The following is a 14,753-nucleotide window of genomic DNA, read 5'->3' on the forward strand; positions in this document are numbered from 1 at the left end:
AACTATATATAATAGGAAGTAAGAAATGAGGTGATCAGTATATGTTTAAAAAATTCATCAAAACGATCAAAAACCTCTCAAGCAGTTCTAGTGACCGATATCGCAGACACCGGCATTACAGCAGCAGCCGGCGCAGACATTATCGCAGCTATAGCAGCAGCTCGGGCAAAAGAAGACACTACGACCGTTATGGCGGGAGTCATCGTTACAAACGCCGGAGCTACAGCAGCAGTTAATCCGAAAAAAGTTCTTGTTCCGCTTTTGGGACAAGGGTTTTTTTATGTGACCGATTGAATGGCCCGGTTTAGATCCTCGCGAATGGAAGCGGTGTGCTGATACTCTTCATCAATGCCCAATAATTTTTTCAGCAGCAGGGTTACTTCTTTTGTCAGCGTTAATTCCTCCAGCCAAGTGCCGTTTTTCTTCTTTTTTCCTTTATATTGAGAGTACAGCAGAAATAACAGCGTTTCTCCGAGATCGAAGAAGTCATCCTGTTTTCGCACCTTTATTTCCTCCGTTTCTTCAGAAGTCAATTGTTTGGCAAGGCCGAAATCAATGAGACAGAGCCTGCCGTTATTGATGATGATATTAGGCGTTCTGATATCGCTGTGAAAGATAAGGTGATCATGCAGGTATTCTATAATCTCAAGCAGCTGCGAAATCAATCGTAATGCCATAAGCTCTGTGAACGGCTGTTTTTGAAAAAATAATAATTCTTCTATATTCTCTCCCTCAATGAACTGCATGACATAATAAGTCTGTCCGTCTATGATGAACTCATCTATGAAGCCCGGAATTTGCGGATGGTGAATGCTTTTGAGCAGTTTTATTTCCTGTTGGAACCGGACTTTTTCTTTTTCCTTTTTGGCTTTTGTCGGCCGCAGCTGTTTTAAGACATAAGGTGTTTGAGTTAGGATATCGGTGCACAAATAAACCAAACCGTAGCCGCCCATGCCGAGGCATTCTTCGATTTTGTATTGATGATTTAATATAACGCCGTTCTTTAGAGGGCGGTCAAAAAGCAGTTTTTTTAGAAGTTTTAATGCCATGTCTGCACTTCCCTTAGTTGTACTGACTATAGTTTACCTTCTCGGCTAAGAATAAAAAAGAGCCGGATAACCGGCTCGGTATAAGTTAAAACTGCTTTGTCACGTCGTATTCATAATCTATTTTTGCTTTTACGTTGCTCATCGTCGATCTGGCAGTCGCTAATGTATTATATTTAAAACTCCATACCTTTGCGACACTGAGTTGATCTGACAAAGAGATATCATAAGACCCTGAAGTTGAACTGTTTACAAGGGCACGGCGCCATTCGTTATTTTCGCTTGTCATGATCAGATGGCGTGTATTTCCTTGGCTTGGTGTTTGAGTGGCGGTTGTTTGCACTCTGGTTACAATGGCATCACGCGGTATCCCGGATTGGTTTGTTAAATCAACCTTGATCACGCTGGAATCAGAACCTGAGGGGCTAAGGCTTGTATTTCCTTTATTTTCAGCAATGCCGCTGAATTGGAAGGTTCCGCTGCCTGATTTGATTCGGTCTTCAATTGAAAGCGTAAAGTACATGTTTCCGGTATAGGTGCCTCGTGACACCTTCACATAAAAGGTATCCGTCGTGTTTTGGGCGTCTGCATTTGCATAGATAAAAGAAGAGAATGTATTAGGGTTAATGACTTCTGTGCCTTGAGAAACAGGTATTCTGTTCTTATCGTAAATTTCAATTTTCATCCCTGTATACGCGCTCTGGTATGTACTCCTCACGTATACTTTTTCTCCCTTATTAGCCGTAAAAGTGAAATAGGCTTCATCTTGACCAGCTTCCAGTATCGTTGTATCGATATTTTTATATTTCCAATAACCGATCGGCATTGCGGTATCAAATGAATTGTTACCTGTGATCGCAGTGACTCCGGCAGCTGAAGCCGAATACGTAAAGGTGAAGAAGACAGACAGCATAATAGCAAATGGAATAAGCCATTTTTTCGCCATGCAAACAACCTCCTTTTATTTCCATCATACATAATGACAGGATGGGTGTAAATAAATGTTTTTAGAGGTTAATATATACATTGTCATTACCGATAAAAAAGAGTAAGAGAGAATACTCGGGAGGGAATTCAATGCGTCTGAATCGGCAATTTATCCGCACTCAGCTGATGGCACAGAATATATTAAGCAAGAATGCGCCTGCCAAACGAGAGAATTTGACTGAAAGTACAGCGGCAGTTCTGGAAAAGGCATACAGCAGGCTTGAGCCGCGATCTTCAAGTGTGGGAATCGATCAGTTCAACTATTCTAAAACCAGCGTGTCGGGAAACAGCGGGACGTTCAACAAAGTGTATCAATCAGCGAATGACCGAACAGTGACAGATACAGGGAAAGAAACAGTGATCGAATCCAATAACCCCTATGACTCTGAGAGTGATATCAGAATCAAAATACTAGATGAAAAATACAGCAGGATGAATGCGATAAACAAAGCAAAGTCTGATCCCTTAGGCTATATTAAGGATAAGTATCAAAATTCAAAGTCTCCTTATTTCAGAAGTGATCTGTCTGCCGCAGAAAGACAGGCTGCTTACGATAATGAAACAGAATGGCTATTCAAAGGCAAGGCCCAAAAATATAACCTCCAGGATGCTGCGTTTCGCAATGTTACATTTAATGGGGAAGTGGAAGCTGAGAATGAAAAGGTGTATCAGCGGAGCCAGGTGAACCAGCAGCTGCAAGTGCTTTTGAATCGGAACCATATTCACATTCCGGAGGGGACAGAGCTGACGTTTACGATTACGCCGATTGACTATCAGGTGCGGGTGAGCGGGACAGACGATCAGGATCTGATCAAGCAAATTCAGCAAGTGCTGCAATCTGGAGACAACAGCAAAGAACTATTTTTACACATCATGAAAAGCCAAAGCAGTGATTCAACACAATTTTCCGAAGAGGCCTATAAAAAGTATCAGGCAGCTCGTGAGATGTACGAAGTCACAGGCTACCATTTGAAGGATTTAGAAGTGATTAACGGGCGGTATGTAACGCCTGATGGACGTGACTTATTAGACGTCTATCAAGAAGAGCTTGAAAAAGATCCTGCACAAAAAGAGACGTCCTCTTATGCTATATCTCACTATCGTTCCGAGCTTAGTGAAATTGCGGAAGCTGGGTATGATGCCATTCCGGATTTCATCCTATCAATTGATTACAGCAATGGATCTCTGAGAGATGTGGGACAAAGCAAGAGCTATGGAACCGGAGATACCGGGTGGCTTGAAGCATTAAAGCGTCAAACGGGCGTAAATTATTAGGTAAGCTGTTCATTTGGAACAGCTTATTTTTTATGAAAATCTAAAAATTATAATTTTAATATTCAAATAATTTTATTATTTTTATATAGAAGATTTTAAATGAAGTGAATGATTCAAAACTTAGCACAAAGGTGTTTACCTGAAAAAAACAATTGTATTTTCCAGAGAAATTTATTATGATGAAATAAGTAATTTAGGAGATTATATAACAATTTTGAGTTTGAATTTTCTGATTGTTATTACTGAGTGATGTGAGGGCAAGCAGATCTGCTGTTTTCTCATTTGTGAGTATTTTTGTGAGGAGGAGGAAGAGGAGTGGCAAATAAAGAATTAAAGAGGGGCCTGGGCGCGCGTCATATTCAGATGATCGCCTTGGGCGGCACGATCGGTGTTGGCTTGTTTATGGGGTCTGCCAGCACAATTTCATGGACTGGCCCATCTGTCCTTCTGGCTTATGCAATATGCGGAATTTTTATCTTTTTTATTATGCGTGCGATGGGTGAAATGCTGTATGTCGAGCCGAGCACAGGTTCTTTTGCGACATTCGGCCATCAATATATTCATCCGATGGCAGGTTATATAACAGCATGGAGCAACTGGTTCCAGTGGATTATCGTCGGCATGTCAGAAATTATCGCTGTCGGTACTTATATGAAGTATTGGTTCCCGGATTTGCCTGCTTGGATACCTGGTATCGTGGCAATGGTGATTCTTGGCGCAGCGAATTTAATTTCTGTTAAGTCGTTTGGTGAATTTGAATTTTGGTTTGCGATGATTAAAATCGTGACGATTATCTTGATGATTATTGCGGGGATCGGAATTATTTTCTTCGGTTTTGGCAACGGCGGAGATGCGATCGGATTGTCGAACCTGTGGTCTCACGGGGGCTTCTTTGCAGGAGGTTTCTCAGGTTTCTTCTTTGCACTGTCGCTTGTCATTGCGGCTTATCAAGGAGTTGAGCTGATCGGGATTACAGCGGGCGAAGCGAAGGACCCGCAAAACACGCTAAGAAACGCGATTCAAAGTATTATCTGGCGCATTTTGATTTTCTACATTGGCGCTATTTTTGTGATTGTGACGGTGTATCCTTGGGATGAGCTCAATTCACTCGGAAGTCCGTTCGTGTCAACGTTCTCGAAAATCGGAATCACGGCAGCGGCTGGCATTATTAACTTTGTCGTGATTACAGCGGCAATGTCGGGCTGTAACAGCGGCATTTTCAGCGCGGGCCGCATGCTGTATACACTGGGTGTAAATGGACAAGCACCGAAGTTCTTTACGAAGATTTCACGCAACGGTGTGCCGCTGTATGGCACAATTGCGGTGCTGATCGGTTTGGCTGTCGGTGTTGTACTGAACTATATCGCGCCGCCGAAGATCTTTGTCTATGTATACAGCGCAAGCGTGCTTCCTGGGATGATTCCTTGGTTTATCATTTTGATCAGCCATATCGGATTCAGAAAAGCGAAGGGCGCCGCATTAGATAAACATCCATTCAAGATGCCATTTGCTCCTTTTACAAACTATTTGACGATTGCTTTCTTGCTGATGGTTCTGGTAGGCATGTGGTTTAACGATGATACTCGTATCTCTCTGATTGTAGGCGTGATTTTCTTAGCGCTTGTGGTCATTAGTTATTATGTGTTTGGGATAGGCAAACGCACACAAGCCAATTTGACAAAAAGCCAACAAGCAGCTGAATAACGATAAAAAGAGACATTCACGGATGTCTCTTTTTTTATTTTTCGCGTATGGATTTTCCCTGTTTTAGCAAGCTATAGTGTAAAGATAGCAGAAGGAAAGGTGTTCATAAAATGGATGTTACACTCGGTTATTTGCGTGAATCACTTTCGAATCATCTTGAAAATGAAGTCTGCCAGCGGATTTGCAAGAAAATGCTGGCGAAGCGGTATGCGAATGAAGAGGAATTTGTAAAAGACTTAGATGATAATGAAATGTCTTTTTTGAACCATGTATTAGAAAAGGAAATTAAGTATGCGCAGAATGAACAGGATCAAAAGCGGGCTAAGGAATTAAATGAGGTGTATGAATTACTGCTTTGAGAAAGGCGGGAAAAAGGAATGGGGGCAATTGAACGAAGCGGATATACTTTTCAGCCGGAGTTTAGCGTTGTCCGTCAAAACGGAGCCATCCATGTGTACCATCAAGGAGAATTTGTGGAAGAAATCGAATTTGAATTTAATGGAGAATATCCTGATCATGATTTGATTGAAGAGCTTGTGAATCATTATTGTTTTGAGCATGAGATTTAGAGCCCTGCTATGCAGGGCTCTTTCATTTATGATGTGATCAAGCCATACTTTTTCAGGATATCCACGGTGATGTTTTTGGCTTTTGTGCCGGAATCATCGACATTGGTGACAAAGACATAAGAGCCATGCTCTGTTTTGATGAATCCGACAAACCAGCCTAATCCCATATCGGTCAGGCGGGTTCCGGTTTTCCCGTAAAGCGTGTAATGATCGCCTTCCTCTTGAATCATCATGCGCTTGACGGTTTTCATCACTGGCTTGTCAAATGGAAGCTCCTCTTTAAATAACTTCTTCAAAAAGGCTTCCTGTTCCAGCGGCGATATTGTCAGAGAGCTTTGCAGCCAAAACTGGTCGATTCCCCCGCTGATATCCTCGTTGCCGTAAGATAGTGTATGAAGCCATGTTTTCATTCTTTCCTCGCCGATATCCCGCGCTAGTGCTTGATAATACCAGATTGCGGATTCACGCATGGCCGAGCCAAGTGTATGGTCGCGGTTCCATGATTCGAATTCACGCTTGACCCCGTCCCATCGTTTAACATCGTATTCATCGCGTACAGCTTTGACCTGCAAACCGATTAAGGCATTTACGACCTTAAAGGTGGACTGCGGAGTTTGTCGTTGATTTGCCCGTTCTCTGTTGTAGACAAATGTCTGATCCTTTTGCAAATCGTGGAGAATGAAGGTTCCATCCGTATCCTTGAATTCATCAACGACATTCATTCTGCTGACATTCAAGTGTTTTTCATGAGCAGATGATGCTGCGTGCACGGAAAAGCCACCGATCCCTGCAATACTCAGCACAAGCACAACATATATCCATTTCTTCATTTTGTTCTCCCCTTTGTTTTGATTAACTACCTTTTCTCTCTTTCGTTTGTTCTTCCTTTAAAAAATAATCAAAAAGCGCTTAAATTTGGATTTGCAAACAAATACTGTTACTGGGTTTATATTCGGAAGATAACGTGAAAATAGAGGGTAAAAAGGAAGGCAGGGTAAGCGGATGAATGAGCAGATTCCACATGACAAAAGTCTCGATAACAGCCTGACACTGCTGAAGGAAGGGTATTTATTTATTAAAAACAGAACAGAGCGCTACAATTCAGATTTGTTTCAGGCCCGTTTGTTGGGGAAAAACTTTATTTGCATGACTGGCGCTGAGGCGGCGAAGGTGTTTTATGATACGAATCGATTCCAGCGGCAGAACGCTTTGCCGAAGCGGGTGCAGAAATCGCTGTTTGGTGTCAATGCGATTCAGGGAATGGATGGCAGCGCGCATATCCATCGGAAGATGCTTTTTCTGTCATTGATGACACCGCCGCATCAAAAACGTTTGGCTGAGTTGATGACAGAGGAGTGGAAAGCAGCAGTCACAAGATGGGAGAAGGCAGATCAGGTTGTGTTATTTGAAGAAGCCAAAGAAATCCTGTGCCGGGTAGCGTGCTATTGGGCAGGTGTTCCGTTGAAGGAAACGGAAGTCAAAGAGAGAGCGGATGACTTCATTGACATGGTCGATGCGTTCGGTGCTGTGGGACCGCGGCATTGGAAGGGAAGAAGAGCAAGGCCGCGTGCGGAAGAGTGGATTGAAGTCATGATTGAAGATGTGCGTGCCGGCTTGCTCAAAACACCTGCCGGAACAGCGCTGCATGAAATGGCGTTTCACAAACAAGAAGATGGAAGCGAGTTGGATTCCCGGATGGCATCCATTGAGCTGATTAATGTACTGCGGCCTATTGTTGCCATTTCTTACTTTCTTGTGTTTTCAGCCTTGGCGCTTCATGAGCATCCAAAGTATAAGGAATGGCTGCGGTCTGGAAGCAGCCGGGAAAGAGAAATGTTTGTGCAGGAGGTCCGCAGATATTATCCGTTCGGCCCGTTTTTAGGTGCGCTTGTCAAAAAGGACTTTGTATGGAATAACTGTGAGTTTAAGAAGGGAACATCGGTATTACTTGATGTATATGGAACGAATCACGATCCTCGTCTATGGGATCATCCCGATGAATTCCGGCCGGAACGATTTGCGGAGCGGGAGGAAAATCCGTTTGATTTGATTCCTCAAGGCGGGGGGCACGCCGAGAAAGGCCATCGCTGTCCAGGGGAAGGCATTACAATTGAAGTCATGAAAGCGAGCCTGGATTTTCTCGTCAATCAGATTGAATACGACGTTCCGGAACAATCACTGCACTACAGTCTCGCTAGAATGCCGTCATTGCCTGAAAGCGGCTTTATCATGAGCGGAATCAGGCAGAAAAGGTAAATCAAAAGCTCTCTTCCTTATCGAAGAGAGCTTTTTTGATTACTTCTTTTTTTCATCGTAGTATTGGACGGGATACATGGATCCTTCTGATACCATTTTGTTGTCCTCGATATCTTGCGGGTCCGGGTGGCCGGCTTTATCGACTGGGAACGTTTCCATGTCTGGCTGTTTTGTTATTTTCATCTTCATGCTGTGAATGAATTCTCTTGCTTTTTGGCGATTTGACGGGTCTTTTAATAGATAAGAAGTGATGCCGACAGTTGAAACAGCGAGACCTGAAAGTAACAGTTTTTGTTTCATGGTGATACTCCTTTCTATTTTAAGAGTAGTGTTTCCTGTATCATTCCCGTTTTGGTTATAGCTAAACCTATTAAGTTTTTATCATTCGCATTTTCAGTAAATTCCATTTTTGAAAAACTAGTGACTTCATTCCTGTATTGGAAGGTAATATACATTGATTTATTATTATTTTAGTCAAAATTCGATAAATATTGACAAGGTCAAGTAATCAGAATAATAATATAACTAGCAAGAGAATGCCATCATACATGAAAGGTGTTTACGATATGAATCAATTGCATCGAAGAATGGGAACGTTTTCCCTCATGATGGTCGGGCTCGGGTCGATGATTGGCTCAGGCTGGCTGTTCGGGGCGTGGCGTGCGGCCCAAATAGCAGGACCAGCTGCTATTATTTCATGGATTATTGGAATGGTCGTCATTTTATTTATTGCTCTTTCTTATAGTGAATTAGGATCTATGTTCCCTGAAGCCGGGGGAATGGTAAAATATACGCAATATTCACACGGTTCGTTTATCGGTTTTATCGCAGGCTGGGCCAACTGGATTGCGATTGTGTCAGTTATTCCGGTTGAAGCCGTTGCCTCTGTTCAATATATGAGCTCTTGGCCTTGGGAATGGGCAAAATGGACAAGCGGTTTGGTGAAGAATGGAACACTGACTGGGGAGGGACTGGCATTTGCCTCTGTATTGCTTCTCATTTATTTCCTGCTGAACTACTGGACAGTCAATCTATTTTCTAAAGCGAATTCATTCATTACAATTTTTAAAATTATTATTCCGGGTCTGACGATTGGAGCTTTGCTGTTTGTTGGATTCCACGGAGAAAACTTTACTGACGGTCAAAGCGTTGCGCCGAATGGCTGGGCGAGTGTGCTGACAGCGGTGGCCACTTCCGGTATCGTTTTTGCGTTTAATGGTTTCCAAAGCCCGATTAATATGGCGGGGGAAGCAAAAAATCCGGGAAAATCAATTCCGATTGCAGTTGTCGGTTCTCTTTTCGTAGCAACAGTCATTTATGTCCTGCTGCAGATCGCCTTTATCGGAGCGGTGAATCCTTCTGATATTGCTCACGGCTGGAGCCACCTGAACTTTAATTCTCCTTTTGCTGATTTGGCGATCGCGCTAAATATTAACTGGCTTGTGATCGTGTTATATGCGGATGCATTTGTATCACCTTCTGGAACTGGGATTACGTATACGGCGACAACGTCCCGAATGATTTACGGAATGGAAAAAAACAAATATATGCCGAGTATATTCGGGAAGCTTCACCCGATTTACGGTGTGCCGAGACAAGCCATGTTCTTTAACTTGATTGTTTCGTTCATCTTTTTATTCCTGTTCAGAGGGTGGGGCGTGTTAGCGGAAATTATTTCTGTTGCTACGTTAATTTCTTATATCACCGGCCCGGTTACAGTGATGACATTGAGACGGACGGGGAAAGACCTGTACAGGCCTCTTCGTTTAAAAGGCTTAAACGTGATTGCGCCGCTTGGATTTATCTTTGCGTCGCTGGTGCTGTATTGGGCCCGCTGGCCGTTAACAGGACAGGTTCTGTTTATTATCCTGATCGGTCTGCCGATTTATTTCTATTATCAGGCGAAGGCGAAATGGAAAGGGTTTGGCCGAAACTTCAAAGCCGGCGTCTGGATGGTGTTTTATCTGCTGGCCATGATGGTCATTTCTTATTTGGGCAGTGATAAATTCGGCGGCCTGAATGTCATTCATTATGGCTGGGATATGGTTCTGATTGCGATGGTATCACTTGTATTCTATGTGTGGGCGCTGAAGAGCGGCTACCAGACAGAATACTTAAAGGATGCGAAAGAGATAAATTCTCAGCTGCTTAATGGACAGTCAGAAGCTGCTGCCGGAAAAGAATAAATGAAAACCTTGCGCGGAGGGCGCAAGGTTTTTTTGTTGATTTGGTCCATATCAAAATGTTACACCATTGTAAATTCAATTTGGGTTTTAAAGGCCCATTGTTAAGTTAGTGTAAATTTGTTAGAAGATTCATTTACATTCATATGAACTTGAAACATAATCATAGGGAGTTTTGCTGATATATGTCGAGACAGAGGTGAAAGCGTTGACGATTGATATCCAAACATTACTGTTCGAATTCTTTGGGGGTCTCGGTATTTTCCTAATTGGAATTAAGTTCATGGGAGAGGGACTTCAGAAATCGGCTGGGGATAGATTGAGAAATATATTAGACCGTTTTACAAGCAATCCGCTGATGGGCGTATTGGCGGGCATCATTGTGACGGTTTTGATTCAAAGCAGCTCAGGAACGACGGTAATTACCGTCGGGCTTGTCAGTGCGGGCTTTATGACGCTTCGTCAAGCCATTGGCGTTATTATGGGAGCCAATATTGGAACAACGGTTACCGCGTTTATTATCGGGATTGACATAGGGGCTTATGCATTGCCGATTATTGCTGTCGGCGGATTTTTACTGTTTTTCTTTAAGCATAAACATGTGCAAAATGCCGGCCAGATTGTGTTTGGGTTTGGGGCTCTGTTTTATGGGCTGGAGTTAATGAGCGGCGGCATGAAACCGCTCCGTTCACTTGAGGCATTTCATGATTTAACTGTCAGTATGAGCTCTAATCCGTTACTAGGTGCTGTCATTGGGACTTTGTTTACGGTTCTTGTGCAAAGCTCCAGCGCCACGATCGGCATCTTGCAAGGTTTATTCTCAGATGGGCTGATTGATATTAACGGTGCGCTGCCAGTGTTATTCGGTGATAATATCGGGACGACGATCACCGCGGTTCTTGCATCTTTAGGTGCATCTGTTGCGGCGAGACGTGCTGCTGCTACTCATGTGCTGTTTAACCTAATCGGGACAGCAATTTTCCTGATTTTTCTTAAGCCGTTTACAGCATTGATTTTGTCACTTCAGGCTTCGATGGGGCTTGATTCGAAAATGACAATTGCATTCGCACATGGAATCTTTAATACGACCAATACGATTATACAGCTTCCTTTTGTCGGGATATTGGCTTTGATCGTAACAAAACTGATTCCGGGCAAGGATTCAATGGTCGAATACAAGTCGCATCTTGATCCGATTTTTATTGAACAATCACCATCTATTGCTCTCGGACAGGCAAAAGAAGAAGTGATCCAAATGGGGAATTTTGCGGTGCAGGGGCTGGAAGTCACAAAGCAGTTTTTGGTAACAAAACAGCCAAAATATGCGGCCAATACTTATCAGATAGAGGATGCGGTTAACAATCTCGACCGGAAAATTACCGATTATTTGATCGAACTTTCTTCAAGTTCTCTCTCAGAGCACGAGTCTGAGGAGCATCATATGTTGATGGATACGGTCAGAGACATTGAAAGAATCGGAGATCACTTCGAAAATGTGATTGAATTGATAGAATACCAGCAGGCGCATCGTGTGGTTATAACTGAATCTGCCATGACGGATTTAACTGAAATGATAGATTTGACGATTTCTACTGTGAAGGCGTCCATTGAAGCTTTGCACCACAATGATGCAAAGGTAGCTGAACAAGTCATTGAAAAAGAAGATGACATTGACAAAATGGAACGGAAGCTTCGCAAAAAGCATATTATCCGTTTGAATGAAGGACTGTGTACTGGACAAGCGGGCATCGTCTTTGTTGATATGATCAGCAACCTGGAGCGTATCGGCGATCATGCAGTAAATATTGCTGAAGCTGTTATTGGTGAAAATCGATGAGGAAAAAGCATAGAATCCTAGGATTCTATGCTTTTTTGTAGTCTTTTTTCACCTTCTGAAAGATATCAGCGTAATTCGTAAACACCCCTGTCACGCCCCAATCAAGCAGGCGGCGCATATCTGCTTCTGTATTGACTGTGTAAGGGTGCAGCAGGAGGCCGTGGCTGCGGATCATACGGACGTTTTCTTGATTCAAAGCTTTATAATACGGGCCTGCACCAACAGCGTATGTTTTGATTTCTTCCAGTTCAGCATCTGTCATTGTCGCCATTTGTTTGGCTTCCAGCAATTGAACGGTCGGCAGTTTTGGCTGTAATTGATGGACTTTTAACAGGCTTTCTTTGCTGAACGATTGAATGATCACCTGGCCGGGCTTAGAATGTTTGCCCAGTAATTTATGTTTCTGTAAGGAAGCGATCAGTTTTTCTTCCATACCAGGGTAGGTGTCAGGCGATTTTGTTTCAATGTAGTAGTTCGCGTGCTTTCCGAAACGGTCTAATACTTCTTCTAATGTAGGAACTTTAAGGCCGGCGTACTGCGGCTTCGCTTTTTCCGGATAAGCTTCATTAAACCAAGAACCGGCGTCCAGCTTCTTAATGTCTGCGAGCGTATGGTCTTTCACCCAGCCCGTTCCGTTTGTGGTACGGTCCAGTTTTTCGTCGTGCATGACAATCAATTTCCCGTCTTTTGTCATTTGCAGATCCAATTCAATATAATCTGCTTTCATTTTTTGAGCGGTTTCGTAAGACAGAATCGTGTGCTCAGGCACATATCCAGAAGCCCCTCTATGCGCAACAGTCAGGATACGGTCAGGCGACAGCAGGTTTCCTTTTGACGCTGCCGACACTGGTGTTACCATAAATGAGAGTAAGCCTAGCGACAGAACAACCAAGGCAAGTATTCTATTTTTTCTCATGATTTCTCCTCCTTATTGATAAAGACTACCTGTCTTTCATATTAAAAAACGGATGTAAACGGCGTGTTGGAAAATGATTAATCTTTTATGTGGCTTTTTTAAACGTGCTCTGCCCGTTTGCCTGTATTCCATGTCAAAGCTAAGAAGACGATAGCAAGAATGCAGGAAGAGATCAGCATGATAAAGCCGCCGTTCCAATCAAACCGGTCAACGACAAAGCCCATAATGGCGTTTGCGAAAGCAGATCCGCCGATGTATCCGAAAAATCCGGTCAAACCGGCTGCAGTTCCGGCTGCTTTTTTCGGTGCTAGGTCAATCGCTTGCAGGCCGATCAGCATAACAGGTCCGTAGATTAAGAAGCCAATGCTGATCAAGGCGATATTGTCTACGAGCGGGTTGCCGGCCGGATTCAGCCAGTACACCATTACGGCAATGAAAACGCCTGCCATAAACAAAACGCCTGCCGGTGCCCGGCGGCTTTTGAAGAATCGGTCACTGATCCAGCCGCACAAAATGGTTCCCGGTATGCCGGCATATTCGTAAAGAAAATAGGACCAGCGCGAGTCTTCAGGAGAAAAGCCTTTGGCTTCTGTTAAGTAAGTAGGCGCCCAGTCAACCACGCCGTATCGCACGAAATAGACAAATACATTGGCAAACGCGATATACCAAAGAAATTTGTTATTCAGCACATATTGAAAAAGGATTTCTTTTGTTGTTAATTCCTTTTCTTGATTTTTAAAAGCGTGTTTTGGATAGTCATTCCGATACTCTTCAATTGGCGGGAGTCCGCAAGATTGAGGCGTATCCCGAACCAATAAAACAATTAAAAATGAAATGATAATGGCAATGATGGCAGGGAAGAAAAACACGCTTTTCCAAGTGACGAACATCGCGATGCCAAGAGTGACAAGCGGAGCAAGAATACCGCCGCCTATGTTATGTGCGACATTCCAGATCGACATTTTTGTGCCGCGTTCACTTATAGAAAACCAATGGGCCATTGTCCTGCCGCATGGCGGCCAGCCCATTCCTTGAAACCATCCGTTGATAAACATAAAAATAAACATGATGGTGACGCTCGAAGTCACCCACGGCATTGAAACGAATAGAATATTGACGATTGCTGATAAAAATAGGCCTGTTGCGAGAAAATATCTCGGATTACAGCGGTCAGACACCATTCCCATGATGAATTTGCTGAAGCCGTACGCAATGGACACAGCGGCCAGCACCAAACCTAGTTCTGTTTTGGAAAATCCCTGTTCCTGCAGATAAGGAATGGCAAAGGCAAAGTTTTTCCGCAGCAGGTAGTAGCCTGCGTAGCCAATGAAAATACCAATGAATACTTGCAGCCTGAGCCGTTTATAAGCCGCATCCATCTTTGAATCATCCAGTCTCTCAATGTGAGGAGCCGGTTTAAATATATGAAGCATCAAAAATTATCCCCCTTTGCTGTTTGTGCTGGATGTATGCGTGCCTCCTTTCTGAAAAACAAAAAGAGCCAGAAAACACCCCTTGTCAAAAGGGGTTGGATTCCTGGCTCTCCTCATCTCCATCCAAGCTATTAACTTATTATGATAGCGCTTTCTTAAGTTATCATAGTCTAGAGTGAATGTAAACGGGTAATTTCAAATTGGGTATTGAGAAAGTAAATATAATCCTTTTACTAAATGGAGTTATGTTTTTTTACTGGCAGCATAAAAATCTTGAGGGAGGCTGTTGCAGGTGGATGAATTAGATATCGCATTCGGTATTTTACCGTTAGGAATTATGCTGTTGTCGATTGTCGGAACTTGTATTTGTAAAAACGCGTATCTGATGCCAATGCTTAGTTTGGTGATTTCTCTAGTGCTCACCTTTACCATTTTTAATGAATCATTTTTGGGATGGGTTGTAGTCTATAGCTTGATTTCCCTGGCTTTATCCTATATCACATTGATTGTGATAAGGAAAAAGAAAGAATCAGGAAAATAAAAATCC

Annotated in this window: 15 protein-coding genes; 9 read left to right on the forward strand and 6 right to left on the reverse strand. The window is 43.1% G+C overall.

What is annotated here, in order from left to right; all coding sequences use genetic code 11:
- Positions 1–30: 30 nt before the first annotated feature.
- Positions 31–294: a hypothetical protein gene (locus MY9_RS01245; RefSeq protein ID WP_081483590.1), complete on the forward strand. Its 264-nt coding sequence runs from the start codon at positions 31–33 to the stop codon at positions 292–294.
- Here the strand turns inward: MY9_RS01245 and MY9_RS01250 are convergent.
- Both MY9_RS01250 and MY9_RS01255 read right to left on the reverse strand, forming a co-directional pair.
- Complete coding sequence (locus MY9_RS01250) at positions 279–1,049, reverse strand: serine/threonine-protein kinase (protein WP_014662590.1); 771 nt, start codon at positions 1,047–1,049, stop codon at positions 279–281. The two genes, MY9_RS01245 and MY9_RS01250, sit on opposite strands and share 16 nt — an antisense overlap.
- A gap of 85 nt (positions 1,050–1,134) precedes the next feature.
- Positions 1,135–1,992, reverse strand: a complete 858-nt coding sequence (locus MY9_RS01255) for a hypothetical protein (protein WP_014662591.1) — start codon at positions 1,990–1,992, stop codon at positions 1,135–1,137.
- A gap of 131 nt (positions 1,993–2,123) precedes the next feature.
- On the opposite strand from MY9_RS01255, the gene MY9_RS01260 reads away from it, so the two are divergent.
- The 4 genes from MY9_RS01260 (at position 2,124) to MY9_RS01275 (ending at position 5,581) form a co-directional block, all read left to right on the forward strand.
- Positions 2,124–3,308: a DUF4885 domain-containing protein gene (locus tag MY9_RS01260; RefSeq protein WP_014662592.1), complete on the forward strand. Its 1,185-nt coding sequence runs from the start codon at positions 2,124–2,126 to the stop codon at positions 3,306–3,308.
- A gap of 315 nt (positions 3,309–3,623) precedes the next feature.
- Positions 3,624–5,012 carry an amino acid permease gene (locus MY9_RS01265; protein ID WP_014662593.1) on the forward strand — a complete coding sequence of 463 codons (1,389 nt, stop codon included), beginning with the start codon at positions 3,624–3,626 and terminating at the stop codon, positions 5,010–5,012.
- 110 nt (positions 5,013–5,122) lie between these two features.
- The gene (csgA, locus tag MY9_RS01270) at positions 5,123–5,371 is read left to right on the forward strand and encodes a sigma-G-dependent sporulation-specific acid-soluble spore protein CsgA (RefSeq protein WP_003234887.1); all 249 of its coding nucleotides are present in this window, start codon (positions 5,123–5,125) and stop codon (positions 5,369–5,371) included.
- Between the two features lie 18 nt (positions 5,372–5,389).
- Positions 5,390–5,581, forward strand: a complete 192-nt coding sequence (locus MY9_RS01275; RefSeq protein WP_003234886.1) for a DUF5370 family protein — start codon at positions 5,390–5,392, stop codon at positions 5,579–5,581.
- 26 nt (positions 5,582–5,607) lie between these two features.
- On the opposite strand, the gene blaOXA is transcribed toward MY9_RS01275, so the two are convergent.
- The gene (gene blaOXA, locus MY9_RS01280; protein WP_014662594.1) at positions 5,608–6,411 is read right to left on the reverse strand and encodes a class D beta-lactamase; all 804 of its coding nucleotides are present in this window, start codon (positions 6,409–6,411) and stop codon (positions 5,608–5,610) included.
- A 172-nt stretch (positions 6,412–6,583) separates the two neighbouring features.
- Between blaOXA and cypC the strand changes: the two genes are divergently transcribed.
- A complete protein-coding gene (cypC, locus tag MY9_RS01285) occupies positions 6,584–7,837 on the forward strand; it encodes a fatty-acid peroxygenase (RefSeq protein WP_014662595.1) in 1,254 nt (417 codons plus the stop codon).
- A gap of 39 nt (positions 7,838–7,876) precedes the next feature.
- On the opposite strand, the gene MY9_RS01290 is transcribed toward cypC, so the two are convergent.
- Positions 7,877–8,137, reverse strand: a complete 261-nt coding sequence (locus MY9_RS01290) for a hypothetical protein (RefSeq protein WP_003234883.1) — start codon at positions 8,135–8,137, stop codon at positions 7,877–7,879.
- 266 nt (positions 8,138–8,403) lie between these two features.
- On the opposite strand from MY9_RS01290, the gene MY9_RS01295 reads away from it, so the two are divergent.
- The gene (locus MY9_RS01295; RefSeq protein WP_040084326.1) at positions 8,404–10,023 is read left to right on the forward strand and encodes an APC family permease; all 1,620 of its coding nucleotides are present in this window, start codon (positions 8,404–8,406) and stop codon (positions 10,021–10,023) included.
- Positions 10,024–10,228: 205 nt separating this feature from the next.
- Positions 10,229–11,857 carry a Na/Pi cotransporter family protein gene (locus tag MY9_RS01300; protein WP_041521467.1) on the forward strand — a complete coding sequence of 543 codons (1,629 nt, stop codon included), beginning with the start codon at positions 10,229–10,231 and terminating at the stop codon, positions 11,855–11,857.
- Positions 11,858–11,882: 25 nt separating this feature from the next.
- On the opposite strand, the gene MY9_RS01305 is transcribed toward MY9_RS01300, so the two are convergent.
- Positions 11,883–12,773, reverse strand: a complete 891-nt coding sequence (locus MY9_RS01305; RefSeq protein WP_014662599.1) for a glycerophosphodiester phosphodiesterase — start codon at positions 12,771–12,773, stop codon at positions 11,883–11,885.
- Positions 12,774–12,871: 98 nt separating this feature from the next.
- Entirely contained in the window at positions 12,872–14,206 is a 1,335-nt protein-coding gene (gene glpT / locus MY9_RS01310; RefSeq protein WP_014662600.1) for a glycerol-3-phosphate transporter, read from the reverse strand.
- A gap of 292 nt (positions 14,207–14,498) precedes the next feature.
- On the opposite strand from glpT, the gene MY9_RS01315 reads away from it, so the two are divergent.
- Positions 14,499–14,747: a YbeF family protein gene (locus MY9_RS01315; RefSeq protein ID WP_014662601.1), complete on the forward strand. Its 249-nt coding sequence runs from the start codon at positions 14,499–14,501 to the stop codon at positions 14,745–14,747.
- Positions 14,748–14,753: the final 6 nt, after the last annotated feature.

Origin of the sequence: Bacillus sp. JS (assembly GCF_000259365.1) — a bacterium.
Classification (GTDB): domain Bacteria; phylum Bacillota; class Bacilli; order Bacillales; family Bacillaceae; genus Bacillus; species Bacillus stercoris.